Origin of the sequence: Maribacter sp. Asnod1-A12, from assembly GCF_045063735.1 — a bacterium.
Classification (GTDB): Bacteria; Bacteroidota; Bacteroidia; order Flavobacteriales; family Flavobacteriaceae; genus Maribacter.
This window is the reverse complement of record NZ_JBEFNZ010000006.1, coordinates 845,518-867,700: the sequence shown is the minus strand read 5'-3', so window position 1 is coordinate 867,700 and position 22,183 is coordinate 845,518. Positions and strand designations below refer to the sequence as shown.

General features: G+C 38.8%; 8 protein-coding genes and 1 tRNA gene. 4 read left to right on the top strand and 5 right to left on the bottom strand.

Annotated features, from left to right (window positions below; genetic code table 11):
- Positions 1 to 232 precede the first annotated feature (232 nt).
- Complete coding sequence (locus ACJJVP_RS03630; protein WP_405410808.1) at positions 233 to 10,120, top strand: gliding motility-associated C-terminal domain-containing protein; 9,888 nt, start codon at positions 233 to 235, stop codon at positions 10,118 to 10,120.
- 15 nt (positions 10,121 to 10,135) lie between these two features.
- Entirely contained in the window at positions 10,136 to 11,059 is a 924-nt protein-coding gene (locus ACJJVP_RS03625) for a type IX secretion system membrane protein PorP/SprF (RefSeq protein ID WP_405410806.1), read from the top strand.
- Positions 11,060 to 11,117: 58 nt separating this feature from the next.
- Here ACJJVP_RS03625 and ACJJVP_RS03620 read toward each other — a convergent pair.
- From ACJJVP_RS03620 to dnaE, 4 genes are all read right to left on the bottom strand, one after another.
- Positions 11,118 to 11,191: transfer RNA gene (locus tag ACJJVP_RS03620), tRNA-Asp, on the bottom strand.
- 72 nt (positions 11,192 to 11,263) lie between these two features.
- Complete coding sequence (locus ACJJVP_RS03615) at positions 11,264 to 12,193, bottom strand: DUF58 domain-containing protein (protein WP_405410805.1); 930 nt, start codon at positions 12,191 to 12,193, stop codon at positions 11,264 to 11,266.
- A 127-nt stretch (positions 12,194 to 12,320) separates the two neighbouring features.
- A complete protein-coding gene (gene trxA, locus ACJJVP_RS03610; RefSeq protein WP_024481982.1) occupies positions 12,321 to 12,638 on the bottom strand; it encodes a thioredoxin in 318 nt (105 codons plus the stop codon).
- Positions 12,639 to 12,843: 205 nt separating this feature from the next.
- Positions 12,844 to 17,280, bottom strand: a complete 4,437-nt coding sequence (gene dnaE / locus ACJJVP_RS03605) for a DNA polymerase III subunit alpha (protein ID WP_405410804.1) — start codon at positions 17,278 to 17,280, stop codon at positions 12,844 to 12,846.
- A 400-nt stretch (positions 17,281 to 17,680) separates the two neighbouring features.
- Between dnaE and ACJJVP_RS03600 the strand changes: the two genes are divergently transcribed.
- Entirely contained in the window at positions 17,681 to 18,256 is a 576-nt protein-coding gene (locus ACJJVP_RS03600; protein WP_405410802.1) for a 30S ribosomal protein S16, read from the top strand.
- Between the two features lie 13 nt (positions 18,257 to 18,269).
- Positions 18,270 to 18,797 (top strand): ribosome maturation factor RimM, encoded by a 528-nt coding sequence (gene rimM / locus ACJJVP_RS03595; RefSeq protein ID WP_405410800.1) that lies wholly within the window; start codon positions 18,270 to 18,272, stop codon positions 18,795 to 18,797.
- A gap of 22 nt (positions 18,798 to 18,819) precedes the next feature.
- Here rimM and ACJJVP_RS03590 read toward each other — a convergent pair whose 3' ends face one another.
- The gene (locus tag ACJJVP_RS03590) at positions 18,820 to 22,158 is read right to left on the bottom strand and encodes a VCBS repeat-containing protein (protein ID WP_405410798.1); all 3,339 of its coding nucleotides are present in this window, start codon (positions 22,156 to 22,158) and stop codon (positions 18,820 to 18,822) included.
- Between the last annotated feature and the right edge of the window lie 25 nt (positions 22,159 to 22,183).

Genomic DNA, 22,183 nt, shown 5'->3' with positions numbered 1-22,183 from the left:
TATAAGCGATGTTTTTAAAATCGCAATAAATATGTCGGTATTTGCCAAATAAATTCGATGAAAAACCACAAATAAGAGCAAATAACAACATAATAGTCTATGTCTGACAACAAATATGATGATATGAAACATTAAAAGTTAAATTTTGCTAATAGTGATAGAACAAATTTTAAAATACTTTTTGAGTATTTAAAGATGTAAGTGATTACTACAGCAAAGAATAACTGATTTTATGTCCAAAATATTTAGACTACTTTTTATATTATTTCTGTTGATGGGCTTAACAAGCTTTTCGATTCATAAAGAGGTGAGTGAAAATAACGTTTCAGCGAATGTTATTTTTGTTCATAACGATGATGTATTAGACGTACCACCAACTTTTTCGAATTGTCCACCTTCCGATATATCTATAGCTTACACCACAGATGAATGTGGTGCTGTAGTAACTTGGACTCCGCCTACTGCTTCTGCAGATGCAGTAAGTGTAACGAGTAACTATAGTCCGGGTGATTCTTTTCTTCCTGGAACAACAGCCGTAATTTATAGAGCAGAGGATGCTGCAGGTAATGTGGCGGTATGTACATTTAATATTACTGTAGAGGACAATCAAGACCCCGTTTTTGATACTTTTCCAACAAATGTAACTTTAACGGCTGACCCCGATACATGTACGGCCCCACATACGTGGGCGGAGCCAACGGCTTCAGATAACTGCCCGGCAGGGGAAGGTGAAGCTCCTGTGCTTCAAGATTTTGAAAACGCTATTAATCAATGTTATACTTTTTCTCGTTCTTCAATTGAAGCTAACGGACCTATAAACGGTACAAGAAATTTAGTTTCTACAACTATTTCGAGTTTTAATTCAATAGCAAGTTCAATGACCACACCTGTATTTTATTTTAATGGGTTTGGAGAAATTACTTTTTCGCATAGTATATCGGCAGTAAATAATTCCCCTGCTATTCATTTGGATGTGTTAGATGAGAACGGGAATACGGTTACCTCAGATTATTATAGCGCAACTTATACAACTACGGGTGTTCAACAAGAAATTATCCCCTTTAATCTCGTAGGTAATTATCAGATAAAGATTCGGTACTCATCGACTTCTTTTTTAAATTCTGGAGTAGAAGCGTATTTGGATGATTTATTGATTCCTGGAACTATCGTGACCAATATTAATAATACCAGTTGTGAATTAGCGGATTATCTAATTTTTAGAACTGATGGTACAAACCTTGATAGTGGTGATCAATTTGATATTGGTACCACTACCATAGAATATACGGTTAGAGATGCTTCTGGAAACTTTGTGGAAAGATTTTTCAATATCACTGTTGAAAATGACGTAAATCCACCAACAGGTAATACTGAATATGTATATTGTGAAGGCGATACACCTCCTGAAATGACTGTAACGGTAGATGTTGCAGGCGGAGAAACGGCTACTTGGTACGATGATTATGGTACGTTGGTTGCATCGGGTGTTACCTCGTATACGCCACCGGCTTCTGGAGAATTTTATAGAAATTATTCAGTGTATTCACAGAATGCCAATGGGTGTACCAGTGAAAATTTCCTGTCGATAGATTTATATCAAATACCCAAACCACCAACACCGGCTGCGGATAGTCCTGTAGAATATTGTGTTGGTGATACTGCTACACCCCTTACGGCTACGGCATTATCTAATCATACCTTAAACTGGTATACGGTTGCTACTGGTGGTACTGCCGCTTCAACTGCACCTACACCAACTACTACAAGTGCAGGGACAAGTTCATATTATGTAAGTCAGACAGATGATTCTACTTCATGTGAAAGCGATCGTACGCAAATAGATGTTATCGTATATGCATTGCCAACTGCCCCGGTAGTCGATTCTCCCGTAGATTATTGTAATGGTGATACGGCAGCACAAATAGATACACATGCTACGGGTACTAATTTAAGATGGTATGATGCTGCAACTGGAGGAAATGAAATTACGGGGACTACCGTTCCAGATACTTCAACTGTAGGGCAACAATCTTTTTGGGTAACACAATCAACGGTTAATGGAAGCGCTAATTGTGAAGGACCAAGAAGAAGATTACGTGTAAACATATATGACGCACCTGTTATAACCACACAACCAACAAATGAATCGGTATGTGAAGGTAGTACGGTTACTTTTGATGTGGCTGCTAGCGGGTCAGGGGTTATTCATTGGCAACTATTTGATGGGGCTACTTGGAATGATTTAACGAACACAGATCCACATAGCGGCGTAACTACAAATACACTTATGGTAACCGATGTTACCCTGGCAATGACCGGTAACAGCTATCGAGCCATAGCTACAAGCCCTGCGACAAGTTGTTCTGATGCTATTTCAGACGAGGTTGTTCTAACGGTCAATACCGCACCACCTGTACCAACAAGTGGTGGCGACATTACCGAATGTGAGCAAGATCCTATACAGACATTAACTGCTACGGCAACGCCTCCATCCGGAGCGAGTATTATATGGTACGATGCCCTTACAGGAGGTAATGTAGTAGTTAGTCCAACATTAAATGCTGTTGGAACAATAACTTATTTTGCAGAAAGTAATGATACCGTAAATGGCTGCCCGAGTGTGGGAAGAACAGCGGTGACCTTAACTATTCAGCCTGCACTAGTAGCACCAACTAGTGGTGGTGATATCACGGAATGTGAACAAGACCCTATTCAAACATTAACGGCAACGGCAACGGTACCCTCTGGTTCAACTTTAGTATGGTACGATGCTGCTTCTGGCGGAAGTGTAGTTGCTAGTCCAGAATGGAGTACTGTTGGAACAGAAATTTATTATGCTGAAAGTCAAGATGATAGTACAGGTTGTCCTAGTGTAACGAGAACGGCTGTTTCTTTAACTATTCAGCCTGCACCGGCTGCACCAACAAGTGGCGGTGATCAAACGGAATGTGAGCAAAATCCTATACAAACATTGACAGCTACTGCAACAGTAGCTTCGGGTACTACCTTAACTTGGTACGACGCAGCAACGGGTGGCAATACTGTATCCAGTCCTGAATGGAATACAGTAGGTACGGTAACCTATTATGCAGAAAGTCAAAACAATACTTCAACATGTATTTCGCTTTCAAGAACCCCAGTAACTTTAACCATTGATGCGATACCTGATGCTCCTACAAGTGGAGGTGATCAAATAGAATGTGAAGCGAATCCGACGCAGACTATGACCGCTACGGCTACGGCACCCGCAGGTGCAACAGTTGTTTGGTATACAGCAGCTACAGGTGGAAGTATGGTGGCTAGTCCGACATTGAATGCAGTAGGTACGGTAACTTATTATGCAGAAAGTAGCACAACAAGTAGTGGATGTGTAAGTGAAACCAGAACACCGGTAACGCTTACCATGAACGAAAATCCTACAATAGCGATCACACCTAGTTCACAAACCTGTTCTGCAGATTTATCGACCTATGCTGTATCAGTAGATGTTAGTGAGGGTACGGTAACTTCAACCGAAGGTACGGTAATCGACAATGGTGGAAATAATTGGACCATTTCTGGAATTACTTCAGGAAATAATATAACTGTTACGGTAACCGATGCAAACACATGTTCGGAAAGTATTAGTATAAACGCACCAAATTGTGCTTGCCCTACCGTAAATGCACCAACAAGTGGTGGTGATCAAACGGAATGTGAACAAGACCCTATCCAAACATTAACTGCTACGGCAACACCACCGACAGGTGCTAGTATTGTTTGGTACGATGCTGCTTCTGGTGGAAATATGGTAGCAAGTCCTACTTGGAACACTGTTGGTTCGGTAAGCTATTATGCTGAAAGTGTTGATGATGTTAACGGATGTACCAGTACGACTAGAACGGCTGTTAGTCTTTCTATTCAAGCAGCTCCTGCCGCTCCAACAAGTGGTGGTGATCAAACGGAATGTGAAACTGCCCCAATACAGACTTTAACCGCAACTGCAACAAGTGTATCTGGAACTACTATTGTTTGGTACGATGCAGCCACAGGAGGAAATGTCGTGGCGAGTCCAACTTTAAATAGTGTGGGTTCAATAACGTATTTTGCAGAAAGTCAAGATGATGTTTCAAGTTGTGTGAGTCATTCACGTACTGCGGTAAACTTGACTATAGAGCCTATTCCAACGGCACCAATCAGTGGAGGAAATCAAACAGAATGTGAAATATCACCAATACAAACATTGACAGCAACGGCAACTGCACCAGCAGGTTCAAATGTAGTCTGGTACGATGCGGCAACTGGTGGAAGTGTAGTAGCTAGTCCTATTTTAGATGCCGTTGGTTCGGTAACCTACTATGCGGAAAGCGAGAATACGACAACATCATGTGTAAGTACTAGTAGAACTGCTGTTGTGCTTACCTTACAAGATACTCCGGATATTACGATTGCAACGGCAGCAACATGTGCGGCCGATTTATTGACATACTCGGTTTCAGTAGATGTTAGCGAAGGTACAGTAACTTCAACGGAAGGTACGGTTACAGATAACGGTGGAAATAACTGGACGATATCAGACATTATTTCGGGTAATGATATTACATTAACGGTTACGGCGCCAAATGCATGTACACAAACCATGTCGGTTACAGCGCCTGATTGTGCTTGTCCCGTAGTTGATGCTCCAGTAAGTGGAGGAAACCAAACGGAATGTGAAGAGAATCCTATTCAGACATTGACTGCAACGGCAACACCGCCAGCAGGTGCTACAGTAGTATGGTACGATGCCGCTACTGGAGGAAATGTAGTAGCTGATCCATCATTGAATGCAACAGGTACAACAACGTATTATGCTGAAAGTCGTGATAATGTAACGAATTGTGTGAGCAATGCTAGAACAGCAGTAGTGTTGACTATTGATGAAACACCGACTGCTCCAATTAGTGGAGGAAATCAAACAGAATGTGAAACGTCACCAATACAAACCTTGACCGCAACGGCAACTGCACCTTCAGGTTCAAGTGTAGTTTGGTATGATGCCGCAACTGGTGGAAGTGTAATTACAAACCCAATTTTAGATACCGTAGGTACGGTAACCTATTATGCGGAAAGTGAAAGTGATACCAGTGCTTGTCCAAGTTTTACAAGAACACCGGTAAGCTTGACTATTCAAGATACACCTGATATTACGATCGCAACAGCAGCAACATGTTCCCCTGATCTATTGACATACTCAGTTTCTGTAGATGTTAGTGAGGGTACGGTAACTTCAACAGAAGGTACGGTTACTGATAATGGTGGAAATAACTGGACGATATCCGGAATTACTTCAGGTAACGATATTACTTTGACGGTGACGGCACCGAATGCATGTTTACAGACTTTAAATGTAACTGCTCCTGATTGTGCTTGTCCGGTAGTGGATGCTCCGGTAAGTGGAGGAAACCAAACGGAATGTGAAGAGAATCCTATTCAGACATTGACCGCAATGGCAACACCACCAACAGGAGCTACAGTAGTTTGGTACGATGCTGCTACTGGAGGAAACATAGTAGCTGATCCATCATTGAATACAACAGGTACGACAACCTATTATGCAGAAAGTCGTGATAATGTAACGAACTGTGTAAGCGGAAGTAGAACAGCAGTAGTGTTGACTATTAATGAAACACCGACTGCTCCAATCAGTGGAGGAGATCAAACAGAATGTGAAACATCACCAATACAAACCTTGACCGCAACGGCAACAGCTCCTGCAGGTTCAACTGTAGTCTGGTATGATGCCGCTACTGGTGGAAGTGTAATTACAAACCCAATTTTAGATACCGTAGGTACGGTAACCTATTATGCGGAAAGTGAAAATGTTACTAGTGCTTGCCCTAGTTTTACAAGAACACCGGTAAGCTTAACTATTCAAGATACTCCTGATATTACTATCGCAACAGCAGCAACATGTGCGCCTGATTTATTGACCTATTCGGTTTCTGTAGATGTTAGCGAGGGTACGGTAACTTCAACAGAAGGTACGGTTACTGATAACGGTGGAAATAATTGGACGATATCCGGAATTACTTCAGGTAACGATATTACTTTGACGGTAACGGCACCGAATTCATGTTTACAGACTTTAAATGTAACTGCTCCTGATTGTGCTTGTCCTGTAGTGGATGCTCCTGTAAGTGGAGGAAACCAAACGGAATGTGAAGAGAATCCTATTCAGACATTGACGGCAACGGCAACACCGCCGGCAGGTGCTACGGTAGTATGGTATGATGCTGCTACTGGAGGAAACATAGTAGCCGATCCGTCTTTGAATGCAACCGGTACGACAACTTATTATGCTGAAAGTCGTGATAATATAACGAATTGTGTAAGCAGCACTAGAACAGCGATTGTTTTAACTATTGAAGCTGCTCCGTCAGCTCCAACAAGTGGCGGTGATCAGGTAGAATGTGAACAGAATCCTATTCAAACATTAACAGCGACAGCATCTGTTCCTACAGGTTCAAGCGTAGTTTGGTATGATGCGGCAACTGGTGGAAATGTAGTTGCTAGCCCAACATTAAATACCGTTGGTTCAGTAACGTATTATGCGGAAAGTGAAGATACTACAAGTTCTTGTACAAGTCTTTCAAGAACTGCGGTTGCCTTAACTATTGAAGCTGCGCCAACTGCTCCAATAAGTGGTGGGGATGTTACGGAATGTGAGGCTTCTCCAATTCAAACCTTGACCGCTACGGCAACTGCCCCTGCAGGTTCAAGTATTGTTTGGTATGATGCTGCCTCTGGTGGAAATGTAGTTGCTAGTCCAACATTAAATACTGTAGGTTCAGTAACGTATTATGCAGAAAGTGAACATACTTCCAGCTCTTGTACAAGTCTTTCAAGAACTGCGATAAACTTAACCATTCAAGATACTCCTGATATTACTATAGCAACGGCGGCCACTTGTGCCCCTGATCTATTAACCTATTCGGTTTCCGTAGATGTTAGCGAAGGAACGGTGACTTCAACAGAAGGTACGGTTACTGATAACGGTGGAAATAATTGGACAATATCCGGTATTACTTCAGGAAATAATATAACATTAACGGTTACGGCACCAAATGCCTGTACCCAAACTATGGCAGTTACAGCACCTGATTGTGCTTGTCCTATTGTAGATGCTCCAATAAGTGGTGGTAATCAAACGGAATGTGAACAAAATCCAATTCAAACTTTAAAAGCTACGGCAACGCCACCATCAGACGCAACTATTGTTTGGTATGATGCTGGCACGGGTGGAAATGTAGTTACAGATCCATCTTTGAATACTGTAGGTACAATATCGTATTTCGCTGAAAGTGTACAAAATGTGACCAATTGTGTCAGTAATACTAGAACGGAAGTTGTCTTAACAATAGAAGAAACTCCACCTGCACCTACTAGTGGTGGTGATCAGGCGGAATGTGAGCAGAATCCTACTCAGACCTTAACCGCTACGGTATCTATTCCTTCTGGTTATAGTGTGGTTTGGTATGATGCCGCAACCGGCGGAAATGTGGTAGCGGACCCAAATATTAATGCTGTGGGTACGGCAACATATTATGCGGAAAAAGTAGATGATGCAAGCTCTTGTACGAGCTTTAGTAGAACCCCTGTGAATTTGACAATTTATGCATTGCCAAATGTAGTTGCTAATGCATCAACAACAACAATTAACGCTGGTGAACCGGTTACCTTAAATGGTTCTGGAGCTACGTCATACGTTTGGGATAATAGTGTTACCGATGGTGATACCGTTTATCCTTTAGTGACCACTACCTATACGGTTGTTGGTACTGATGGAAATACTTGTGAAAATACAGATAGTGTGACCATAACCGTGAATGCTACGTCAGATATTGAAATAGCGCATTCAGTAGATATTGCAAATCCTAATGTTGGCGATACGGTTACGTTCACCCTAACTGCTACCAACAATGGTCCTAGTGATGATACAGGTGGAACTGTAATTAATGATTTGCTTCCCGCAGGATATACTTATGTAAGCGATACAGGTAGTACGGTTAATGGTATATATGATGCTGTTACTGGAAACTGGACTTTACCTAGTTTAGCTAACGGTGCAAGTGTATCTGTAGAAATAGCGGCTATAGTTAATGCCCCTACAGGTGCAACAAACGAATATCTGAATATTGCACAAGTAACCTCGGTAACAAATTATGATTCTGATTCTGTACCTAATAATGATGATGGAGATCAGAGTGAAGATGATGAAGCATCGGTATCTATTGTACCTCAGGTGGCAGATTTAGAAGTAACAAATACAATTTCGCAAGCCAGTGCAAATCGTGGTGATGAATTAACTATAACTGTTGATGTTCTTAATAATGGTACTGATGATGCTACCAACGTTAGTATTGAAAATATAGTTCCGGTCGGTTTTACGGTAACAGGAATTAATAACGGTGGTACGCAAAGTGCAAATACTATTAATTGGTCCGGTTTATCGGTGCCATCTGGAACCACAACTACATTGTCTTTTAATGTGGATGTAAACAATCCTGTTAATAGTACAAATGAGTACTTAAATACGGTACAAGTTATTGCAGTAGATCAGTTTGATACTGATTCTGCTCCTAATAATGATGATGGTGATCAAAATGAAGATGATGAGGATAATGTGGAGCTACGACTACAATCAACCGATTTAGAAATTATAAATGCCGTTACACCGGGAACTGGTAATCCAGGCGATGTATTAACTTTTACCGTCGAGGTTGTTAATAATGGAATCGATGATGCTACCAATGTTGAGGTGTCTAATATTGTTCCTGCTGGCTTTACGGTAACTACAATTAATGACGGTGGAGTACAAACTGGTAACGAGATTTTATGGAGTGGTTTAGATATTCCGAATGGAACTTCTGCAACCTTGACATTTGAGGCTTCTATTAATGTACCTACGAATACAACAGATGAATATCTAAATACGGTACAGATTGTTAACGTAGATCAATTAGATCCGGATTCATCTCCTAATAATGATGATGGTGATCAAAGTGAAGATGATGAGGATAATGCTGAAATTGTTTTGATTCCAGCAGATTTAAGTTTGGCGAAAGCATTGAGTGCAGCTTCTAACTCTGCTCCAAATGCTGGTGATACTATAACTTTTGAATTGACCTTAACCAACAATGGTCCGGGAATTGCTACAAATGTAAGTATTGAAGATACTTTGCCTAGTGGTTATACTTTAGGTACTGTAAATAATAGTGGCAGTGTTTCTGGAAGTGTAATTTCTTGGAATTTTGCAAATGTACCTGTTGGTTCACAAGTGGTAAGCTATGAGGTGACTCTAAACGCACCAAACAATGTTGCAGATGAGTATACCAATATTGCACAGGTACTTGCATCTGATCAGTTTGATCCTGACTCAACTCCCAATAATGATGATGGCGATCAAAGTGAAGACGATGAGGTGAGTCATATGATAAACCCGCCAACAGTAGATTTAGAGTTAGCCAAATGGGCGGATAAAGAAGAAACCTTCTTTGAAGACACGCTGGTATTTACGGTAACGGCAACCAACAATAGTACATATGCAGCTACCAATGTAGGTATAGAGGATGTATTGCCATTTGGATATCAATTTGTGTCAGCTTCAGCTACCGATGGAGTTTATAGTGAATCAACTTCAACGTGGGATATTCCTAGTATAGCAATCGGTGCAACGGCATCTTTAGAAATGACAGTTAATGTTACGGATGTTGATGATTATACGAATGTAGCTGAGCTTATTTATGTAGATCAAGTAGATTTAAATATGGATAATGATAGGGCTGAGGCTACGCCAGTGGTTACACAGGCACAATGCTTTACGGTCTTCAACAAGTTTACACCAAATAACGATGGCTTAAACGATGTGTTCTTTATAGAATGTATTGAGAATTATCCGAATAATAATGTCAAAGTATTTAATAGATGGGGTAGTCAAGTATTTGAAATGGATAAGTATGATAACTCTTGGGATGGTACCTCTATGGGGAGTACGACAATAAATGCTTCGGAAAAATTACCGGTGGGTACGTATTTCTATCTAATAGATTTCGGTGATGGTTCAGAGCCCAAAACAGGTTGGTTATACATAACAAGATAAAACGATATAAAAGGTATGAAGCTTAGCTTATACATAAAAATAATAATAGTTGTTTTAATAGGTACAGTAAGTGGGTTTTCTCAACAAGATCCACAGTATACCCATTATAATTACAATACCATGACCGTTAATTCGGCTTATACAGGTTCTAGAGGTAATTTGGCCATAATATCATTGTATAGAGATCAATGGGTAGGTGTAGAGGGTGCTCCAAAAACAATCACTTTTGGTATAGATTCTCCTCTTGGTAAATATGATGGTGTCGGACTTTCTATAGTTCAAGACGAAATAGGACCATCATCAGAAACGTATATTGACGGTAATTACGCTCACCAACTGGTGTTGAATCGCAAAGGAGATAAATTGGCATTAGGGTTAAAGGCTGGTGTTCGTTTTTTAAGTATAGATTGGAGTAAAGGTCTTTACAGGGATGAAGGTGATGTTTTTTTAAATGAAAACATTAACGGAAAGCTGTTACCATCTATAGGTGCAGGATTGTTTTATTATACTAGAAACGCGTATTTAGGGCTATCAACACCAAATATATTGACGAATACCCATTATGATGAAATACAAGAGGCAGAAGATGTAGAGCGAGTGCATATTTTTTTAATAGGTGGTTATGTTTTTGATTTAAATCCGTTTTTAAAATTTAAACCTTCGTTTTTTGTGAAACATGTAATCGGTTCGCCGCTTTCTGCAGACGTATCAGCAAATTTTTTAATGAATGAAACTTTAACGCTTGGTCTAAATTATAGGTGGGACGATAGTATTAGTGCTCTCTTTGGCTTACAAATTACACCACAATTAAATATGGGTTATGCTTATGATTTTACTACATCACCACTAACGGCATATAACTCTGGTACACATGAAATCTTTTTAAGATTTATGCTAAAGTCTAGAGATAGAACGATTAAGTCGCCTAGATTTTTCTAAATCAAATAAAAGAATAGTATAAAACAAAAAAAGCTCTCAATTTCTTGAGAGCTTTTTGCGGTCTGGACGGGACTCGAACCCGCGACCCCCTGCGTGACAGGCAGGTATTCTAACCAACTGAACTACCAGACCGTGGCGTTTAGCGAGTGCAAATATATGTGGTTTATTTAATTGCACAAACATTTTTTTTACTTTTTTTTCAATCTAGAGAAATTTATTTCTTTCTACGAGAAAAGTATTGAGCACTGTTGAGAAATCTCGGTGTATGTCAATGTCCACATATTTGATTTTATATTGAGCACATTTCATTTTTATGTCAGATAAATACGCGGTAATACGTTCATTATAAGCTTCTTTAATATTATCGGCATATAAGTCTAAATGTTCGCCGGTTTCCACGTCGACAAATCTTTTGGGTGTATTTTCAAAATTGAAGTATAATTCGCGATTTTTATCCATCGGGTGAAAAAGTACAACATCGTGCTTATTATATTTCAAATGGCGGAGCGCTTCGAACAATTCATCATCGTTTTTTTCGGTCTGGAACATATCCGTAAATAGAAAAATGAGACTTCTTCGCTTAATATTTTCTGCAATTTGATGTAAATAGGTATAAGTGTTTGTTTCTTTTGGTGGATTTTTTGCTATCCCAACGGCACTTAACTGTGCCAATAACATTTGAAAATGACGTTCACTTCCTTTTTCAGGAGCATAATAATTGTAGGCATCAGAGTAAATACTTAAACCTACGGCATCTCGCTGTCTTTTAAGTACGTTCATTAGCGCAGCAATTGCCAAGACGCTATATCCTATTTTATTTAAGGAATCGATACTTAAATTGTCTACCTGCGGATAATACATAGAGGCAGAATTATCCAGTATCATGTGGCACCTTAAATTGGTTTCCTCTTCATAGCGTTTCGTATAAAGCTTATCTGTCTTTGCAAAAAGCTTCCAATCTATATGTTTAGTACTTTCACCATTGTTGTAGATTTTATGTTCGGCAAATTCCGCAGAGAAGCCATGAAACGGACTTCTGTGTATTCCACTAATGAAACCTTCTACTACTTGGTTAGCAAGCAGCTCTAGGTTAGAGAATAAGGATGACTTGTTTAATTCTGATTGTAGATTCACACTTCTAAAGATAATAAAGACGGTTGAACTTTTGGATGCAAGGAATTAAAATTATACTAAATAAAAAATCCTGCTTTTAGCAGGATTTTTTAAATTTTATATTCCCCCTTTGGGGGTTATGGGGCTTTTATAAAGCTGCGTCAATAGCATCTGTGTAAACTTTTTTAGGTGATACACCTACTTGTCTACTTACAATTTCACCACCTTTGAATACTAATACAGTTGGTATGTTACGTACCCCGTATTTAGCAGCGAATTCTTGATTTGCATCTACGTCAACTTTACCTACAACAGCTTTACCGTCATATTCAGTACTAACTTCGTCAATGATAGGACCTACCATACGACAAGGACCACACCATGCTGCCCAAAAATCTACTACTACTGGTTTATCGCTTTTTAAAACTACCTCGTCAAAAGTAGCGTCTGTTATTTCTAATGCCATCTTAATATCTTTTATTGATTATGCAAATTTAGTCAATTATTCTTCTGTTTCCTTACAGGCTAACAATTCGTTTTGCCTATTTAGGTATCAAGCTAATTTATCTATTTATATAGTTCTTTTCTTACATGTACCGATAAATAATAGTTAAGTTCATGTGGTATGCCTAAATCACTATGTCAATTGTAAAAAAATAATAAATATTGCTCTAATTCAGTTTAAAGTGAACGTCTTGTTTTTCTAAAAGTTGTAATAACTCGGTCGAAATATTTACCTTTTGCTTTCTACTATTTAATGTTACCTTAATTTTTTCTTTCATTTCATAAACGATAAAGTTGACAGGGTGCTCACCTTTATGATTAGTGAAAGTGTCTTTTAACGTACGCACATTTTCCTCTTTTAGGTTGGCAATGTTCAGTTTTATCGTCAATTTTCTGGCATAGGTTTCCATTACTTCTTGTAGCAACATAAAGCTATTGAACTGCATTCTTGGATCTCCTTTTTTACCGGTATCTTTATTCATCCACCCATCACGAACAAATAATTTTACATAGGCAAAGGAATTGATCATTAAGAAGTGTCTGAATTTAAGGTACTCTTCCCCAAAAATCCTAAATTCATAGGAGTCGGTATAATCTTCCATGGTAAATGCTGCCCAACCTTTTCCATTCTTGGACACCCTATGTTGTACATCTGTAATTACTGCGGCAAAGGTAAGTTCTCTGTTGACATAGGTAGGTAGATCATTTACGCAAGCAATATTGGCATTACAAAATGCCTTTACTTCTGTTTTGAAATCATCTAAAGGGTGTCCAGAAATATAAATACCTACCACTTCTTTTTCTCTTCGAAGTTTTTCCATGGTGCCCCATTCCTCGCATGGTGGTACAACTGGTTCTGGTATTTGTACCTCGCTCGCATCACCGAAAAGGCTTACTTGACTAGAGTTCTCGCTTTCTTGAAATTTAGCTCCATATTTTATGGTCTTCTCTAAAAACGTGACTCCGTCTCCTTCATTATGAAAATACTGTGCTCTGTGTGTATCGCCAAAAGAATCGAATCCTCCTGCAACGGCTAAACTTTCAAATGCTTTTTTATTTGCTGCACGAAGATCTATTCGTTTCGCGAAATCGAATACGGATTTGTAGGGTCCTTCTTCTTTTCTGTTTTCTACGATAGTTTCTACCGCACCACGACCAACACCTTTTACGGCACCCATTCCAAAACGGACAGCACCTGCATCGTTTACGGCAAACTTGTAATAAGATTCATTTACATCTGGTCCCAAAACATCCAAGCCCATACGTTTACATTCTTCCATGAAGAAGGTAACCTGTTTAATATCGTTCATGTTATTACTCAATACCGCCGCCATATATTCAGCAGGGTAGTGGGCTTTGCAATATGCGGTTTGGTATGCGATCCAGGCATAGCAAGTGGAGTGAGATTTGTTAAAGGCGTAGGCTGCGAATGCTTCCCAATCTTTCCAAATTTTTTCCAGTTTATCAACTGCATGTCCTTTGGCTGAAGCTTGTTCAATGAACTTTGGCTTCATTTTATCAAGTACATGCTTTTGTTTTTTACCCATTGCCTTACGCAAGACATCGGCTTCACCTTTTGTAAAGTCCGCCAACTTCTGTGAAAGGAGCATCACTTGCTCTTGGTAAACCGTAATACCATAGGTTTCCGCTAAGTATTCTTCACAAGCATCAAGGTCATATACAATTTCTTCGGTTCCGTGTTTACGGGCAATGAAACTTGGTATATACTCCATTGGACCAGGACGGTACAAGGCGTTCATGGCAATAAGATCTGCAAAAACGGTAGGTTTTAGCGATCTCATGTGTTTCTGCATCCCGGGAGATTCATATTGGAATACACCAACTGTTTCTCCTCTTTGAAAGAGCTCGTATGTTTTTACATCATCTAACGGAAAATTCTCTGGGTCTAGCTCAACTCCGTGTTTTGCTTTTACAATCTTAACGGTGTCCTTAATCAAGGTCAGCGTTTTCAATCCCAAGAAATCCATCTTCAGTAGTCCGGCATCCTCCACAACAGAGTTGTCAAACTGAGTACAGTACATTTCGGAATCTTTGGCAAGTGCCACGGGTACGAACTTGGTAATGTCATCTGGGGTAATAATAACCCCACAGGCATGAATACCGGTATTACGAACAGAACCTTCTAAAATGTACGCCTGATTTAAGGTTTCCGATTCAGGACCATCACCTTCGGAAATCGCTAAAAGTTCATTTATCTTTTCTAAATCTTCTGATCTAAATTTTGAACGTAAGACCTTTTCATCGACCCCAATAATCTTTTTTAACTTAGACATATCGGGTATCAACTTTGCCATGCGGTCTGAATCTTGCAGAGGCAAATCTAGGGCACGTGCCGTATCTCTAATAGCAGATTTAGCAGCCATGGTACCATAAGTGATAATCTGTGCCACTTGGTTAGACCCGTATTTGTCAATTACATAGTCCATTACACGACCACGCCCTTCATCATCAAAATCAATATCAATATCGGGCATACTTACACGATCCGGATTTAGGAAACGCTCAAAAAGTAGGTCGTACTTAATAGGGTCTAGATTCGTAATCCATAAACAGTAAGCAACGGCAGATCCTGCGGCAGATCCACGACCAGGACCTACGGATACATCCATAGTTCTTGCTGCCCTAATAAAATCCTCCACAATCAAGAAGTAACCAGGATAGCCCGTTTTTTCAATTACTTTAAGCTCAAAATCTAGTCGCTCATCAATGGCAGGTGTAATTTCACCATATCTTTTCTTTGCGCCTTCATAGGTAATGTGGCGTAAAAATTTATTTTCACCACGTTTGCCGCCATCCAGCTTATCTTCCTCGAACTGAAATTCTTCTGGAATATCGAACGCAGGTAACAGTACGTCACGAGCCAAAGTAAAGGTCTCTACCTTGTCAACGATTTCTTGAATATTGATGATAGCTTCAGGGATATCCTTAAAAAGCTCTTTCATCTCATCAGATGACTTAAAGTAATATTCTTGGTTCGGTAAACCGTAACGATAGCCACGACCACGACCAATTGGAGTAGCTTGTTTTTCGCCATCCTTAACACATAAAAGAATGTCATGCGCGTGTGCATTTTCCTTTTCTACGTAGTAGGTGTTATTGGTGGCTACTAGTTTTACATTGTGTTTTTTGGCAAACTGAATCAAGACTTGATTAACACGATCTTCATCTTCTTGACCGTGGCGCATGATTTCTATATACAGATCATCTCCAAAAGTCTCTTTCCACCAGATTAATGCTTCCTCGGCTTGTTTTTCACCAACGTTCAATACTTTACTAGGAACCTCGCCATACAAGTTTCCTGTCAGCACCATGACATCTTCTTTGTACTGCTCAATTACTTTTTTATCGATACGAGGTACATAGTATTTACCCGAAACAAAGGCAATTGATGACATCTTGGCTAAATTTAAATAGCCCTTTTTGCTCTTGGCGAGCATTACTATTTGGTAGCCGTTGTCTTTTTGTGATTTGTTGGTATGATCTTCACAGACCTGAAATTCGCAGCCTATTATAGGAGTTATTTCTTGTTCAGGTTCTGGTAGTTCGGTTAAAGGTTCTTGACCTTCTTCTAAAGTGCCGTTTTTTGTGGCTTCAAATCTTTTTTGATTTGCTTCATTTCTAGAAACAACACCTTTGTTATGATTTAACACTCCGTTTACGAAATGAAAAGCACCCATCATATTTGCGTGGTCCGTCATGGCCACCGCAGGCATTTTGGCTTTTGCTGCAGCTTTTACCAAATCAGGAACACTTATGGTAGATTGTAATATGGAGAATTGTGTGTGATTATGTAAATGTGAGAAACTTGCGTTCCCTAAGGTAGCCAGGTTTTCTTCTATCTCTTCTTGAGAAACTCCGCCAGTATCTTTTGCCCAAAGTGCATCGGCAATTTTTTTCGATGCTTTTTTAAGGTTGATGTGTTTAAGACCGATAAGTTCAATTTCCTGCGGATTAGCCTCAGAGAAATTCTTGAAATAATCGGGTTGAACATCTAACTGTTCTTTTGTATACTGTTGCTTACGGATAAGTTCTAAAAAACAACGTGTAGTTGCCTCAACATCTGCAGTTGCATTATGCGCTTCGCCAAAAGGCTCCCCAAATAAATATTGGTGCAATTCTGTTAATGTTGGTAACTTGAATTTACCACCTCTACCACCAGGGATCTGGCATAATTGTGCCGTGTGCTCTGTACAGGTATCTAAAACAGGAAGTTCTTGTAACGGATTTTCAACACCCAAACGATGAAATTCCGCGCCCATAATATTTAAATCGAAACCTACATTCTGCCCAACAATGAATTTTGTTTTAGACATGGCAATGTTGAATTTCTCCAAAACCTCTGCAAGAGAAATACCTTTTTGCTCGGCAAGCTCAGTAGAAATACCGTGAATCTGCTCAGCGTCATAAGGAATGTTGAATCCCTCTGGACGAACTAGATAATCTTCATGCTCAATGCATTTTCCCATATCGTCATGCAGCTGCCATGCAATCTGTATACAACGTGGCCAGTTGTCTGTGTCTGTAATAGGTGCGTTCCAGTTTTTTGGAAGACCGGTAGTTTCGGTATCAAATATGAGGTACATAGCGAATTTTCTGTGTGTTCAAAAGCGGTCAGTTACGTGACCTAAAAAGTGCCTATAAAATTACTAAAAAGTGCTTGTTAGAAAAAGCGGAGTTGCTAAGAGTTATTAACGAGTGCTTTTTATGAGTGATAAATGAATAGTGTAGTTAGAATTATGCGTGCTGATTAATAGCCGGAAGGCTAGAGTATATGGTGGTTACTGTTAGATAGTTGTATTTTTAAATCTTCTGTTTTGCATTTTTGAAAAAGCCAATTGAAATAACTTGAATTGATTGTTGCCAATTCAGCATTTTAAATTATATTTGCACCCGCTTTCAGATTAGCTTTGCTGGCTGATGGCGAACGAGTTAAAAAACTAGAATTAATAATCAAGGGTCGGGCACCCTACAAATTAATGTGATATGCCAGTAAAAATTAGATTACAAAGACACGGTAAAAAAGGAAAACCATTCTATTGGGTAGTTGCTGCAGATGCAAGAGCTAAAAGAGATGGTAAATTCTTAGAGAAATTAGGTATCTACAATCCTAATACTAACCCTGCAACAATTGAACTTGATATTGATAGTTCTGTAAAGTGGTTACAAAACGGTGCACAACCAACTGATACTGCTAAAGCTATTCTTTCTTATAGAGGTGTTCTTTTAAAGCATCACTTATTAGGTGGTGTTCGTAAAGGTGCATTGACGGAAGAGCAAGCTGAAGAAAAATTCAATGCTTGGGTTACTGAAAAAGAAGCTGCTATTGCTGATAAAGTTGGTGGTATTGATAAAGTTAAAGCTGATGCTAGAGCTGCTGCCTTAAAAGCGGAAAAAGAAGTAAACGATAAGCGTGCTGCTGATGCTGCCGCTGCTGCTTTACCAGAAGTTGCTGAAGGTGAAGACGCTGAAGCTGAAGTAGAAGCTGTTGAAGCTGCTGGTGAGCCAGAACAAGCTGTTGAAACTCCAGAAGCTCCTGCTGCTGAAGAAGATAAAGCATAATTTTTAAGAAACGATGCGAAAGGAAGATTGTTTCTACCTAGGTAATATCGTTTCAAAATATAGTTTCAAAGGTGAGGTGCTAGTTAAACTAGATACCGATGACCCCGAGATATACGAAAACATGGAATCAGTATTCGTTTCTTTAGGAAACAATCTGGTTCCATTTTTTATTAAAAGATGCCGACTTCATAAATCGAACTTACTTCGTATAGATTTTGAAGAGGTGAAATCAGAATCTGATGCGGACCGCATTATGAAATCTGGACTTTACTTACCACTTACCATGTTGCCCAAACTAACGGGTAACAAGTTTTATTATCATGAAATCATCGGTTTTACTATGATAGATTCCGTTCACGGTGATATTGGTATAATACAAAGCGTTAACGATACTACCGCACAAGCTTTGTTTGAAGTGGAGAAAGACGGAACGCAATTATTGATACCTGTTAGTGACGATATAATCACTAAAGTAGACCGCGAGAACAAGAGTATTTTTGTAACTACTCCTGAAGGTTTGGTTGATCTTTATTTGTCTTAGTTTTGGAATAAGTAGTTGTAAATTATTTTTTTCGTGCTTCAAAAAACTGAAGCACGTCATTGTTGTTGCCAACCAAAATATATTCTTTTTCTTTAGAAATTAGCGATGTAATTTTTTTAGCATCTTTAGCTGCGTAAAATCCTATTTCAGAACCTAGTTTTACGGTGAAATCACCTTTTCCATTACCTAACAAAAGAATACCTGTTCCTGCATCGTTTCTTGGGGTTTCGATTTCTGATACGTACAAATTACCAACAGCAAGGACATCTAACGTTCCATCGTCATTAAAATCCCTTACAAGCATGTCGTTAATATTAGTTAGCTGTGCTAGATTCGGTAAATCGGTCATTTTAAATTGACCTTTACCCAAATTCTCAATGAAAACTGAAGAAAAAGTGTCTGCACTGTAATGTAAAGAGTTCTTTAATTTTTCTTCACCGTACACATCTTTAAGTTCCATAGAAGCAAACGCATCATATTTAACGATCTTTTTCTTTAGTTCAGGTACTTGTTCAGAAGAGCAAGAGAAACCTCTCAATGGATAATGTTTTTCTTGGTTGTAGTAACCTAGAACAATATCTGAATTTCCATTCGCGTCAAAATCATTATAGTACACATCAAAAGGTTTATCTGTACTAGTTTTATATTTATAGTTGAGACCTAAGTTACCGGCTATATAATCCAAATCTCCATCATTGTCAAAATCTCCTTGTTCTATACTAAACCACCAGCCGTAGCTTGATTTGAAGTTTTTATTTTCGACTTTGGTCAGGTTTCCATTGCGATTTTCAAAAATGCTTATCGGCATCCATTCGCCAACTATGATTAAATCTAAATCTAGGTCGCCATCATAATCACTCCAAATGGCATCTGTTACCATGCCTATATATAATAATTGCGGCGATATTGATTTTGAGTTGTTAGTTAGCTGTCCATTATCATTGATTAATAGCATACTTGAAGACGGATTTGGGTATTGTTGCGGTGTATGTCTACCGCCAACAAATAAATCGATATCACCATCTCCATCGTAATCCGCAGATTTTACAACTGACCCACTAATTCTATCGGCATTAAGTATCGCACCTTTTTTAAACGTTCCATTACCTTTATTTAAATAGATTCTGTCAGTATAATGGAAATCATTTTTTGGATATTCATTACCTCCACTGACTACGTAAAGATCTTTTAGTCCATCATTGTCGATGTCGATAAATATCGCGTCTACGTCTTCATAACCAGCTTCTTTTTGCCAGAAAGCTGTTTGACTTTTATTGAAATCACCATCTTTTTGCTGAACAAATAGGATAGGAGCCTGTTCTGCGGCACCACCAATATAGAAATCAACTAAACCATCATTATTAATATCACCAGCGGTCAATGCTGGTCCGAATTGAGAAAGTTTATGGGGTAAGAGTACTTGCTTTTCAAAGTCATCAAACGTATTTTCTTGGTGTTTAAATTTAGCAGGAAAAAGATCGGTCTTATCTGCAAAAAGATGCTTGTTAGGTTTTTGAGTTCTAGCTTGTGTAGCTTTAGATTCGGTAGAAGAGATTTGCAATATTTGGTTTGCCTGAATTCCTCTTTTGGTAATACTTTTTCCGTTAGGCCAAAGTACCGAAAGACTGTCAACCTTATCGATATCTTTTAGCCCAAAATGCAAATCAGATTCGCTTGTAGAATAAATACCGCGAACGTTGGTTGTTTCTAAGGTTTGAATGCCTTTTGAAGTGTATAAGTTGACTCTGGCTCCAAATGTGGGTTTGTTGTTTTCGTCAACTAATTGAATTCTTAGGTAATTGCTGTTCTCTTTAGCTTCAGAATTATTTCTGTAAATAAAGGCTTCACTATTAATGTTGTTGACCACAAGGTCTAAATCACCGTCATTATCCAAATCGGCATATGCTGAACCATTGGAGAACGACTCATTATCTAGTCCCCAATCATTAGAACTATTTTTAAATTCCAAGTCGCCTATATTTTTGTAGGCATAGTTTTTTAAAGGTTGGGAGGGAACCATGCTCACCGCTTTATCAAGATCTACAATATCCCAAATACTACTAATATTCTGCGCATTCGGATTTTTTTGAAGCCAGTTTGCTCTCGTAGTATTTATGTAATTGGCAACATTTTTATCAGCATCGGTATTTCTAATGTCTCTAAGGAGCCCGTTGGTGACATAGGTGTCTTTTAATCCGTCGTTATCAAAGTCAGCTATAAGGTTAGACCAGCTCCAATCTGTTGCTGACATGCCACTAAATTGAGCGATATTGCTAAATGTTTCGTTACCATTATTCAATTGTAAAGTGTTATACATGTACTGATGACCACCACCATTTTCAACTACTTTCCAAAAGGAAGCTATGTTCATTCCGCTCATATTAGACTTTAGCCTAAAGTTGTCTTCAGATACCATGTCCAATACAAAAACATCTAATTTTTGGTCGTTATTGATGTCAGCGACATCTATCCCCATGCTGTAGTAAGAGGTTTGTTTCAAAGCAGTTTTTTCTATACTAGAAAAAGTACCATCTTGATTATTCAGAAATAAAAAATCAGGTGCGTAAAAATCATTTGCTACGTAAAGGTCTGTCCACCCGTCATTGTTTATGTCACTTGCTGATACGGCATTAGGGAATCCTGTTTTATTAATGTCCGCTTTTTCAGAAACATCTTGAAATGACTCTCCGTCATTTTTATAAAGTTTGAGGGAATACTTAGGTAATAAAAGGTTATCGGAATTGTGGTATTTAGATAAACTGCCAGGATTTGGTGGTTGTGTAAGTAGGAACAGATCAAGTAACCCATCTTTATCGTAATCTAAAAAAGTAGCGTGTCTTGTTCTTTCTGTATTAGCTATACCGTATTCTTCAGCATTTTCTTCAAAGGTTCCATTACCTTTATTGATATATAGTAAATTTCTACGCCACTCAGGATTTTCGTCATAAAGTTCTCGGCTAACATAGATGTCTAAATGCCCGTCATTATTAATATCAGCAACAGTTACGCCGGTAGACCATCCATCGAAATTTAATATACCTGCTTGTTGAGAATTGTCTATGAAAGATAAATTACCTTGATTGAGGTATAATTTATCGGGTACCATATTACCTGCAAAGAAAATATCTTGTAGCCCATCATTATTAAAATCACCAACACCTACGCCAGCACCACCATAGAAATTGGCATAAGCGAATATGTTTTTATCCGGATCATCTTTAACGATATTATTGAAATCTATACCAGTAACTTCTGACTTCAATAATGTAAATAATTTACTGTCTACTTCAATCTTTTCTGAAGTAGGACTGCAGCGAAAAAGTAATACACAACAGCAGTATAGTAGATGCCTGATTTTCATGATTACAAGATACTATTTTATACAA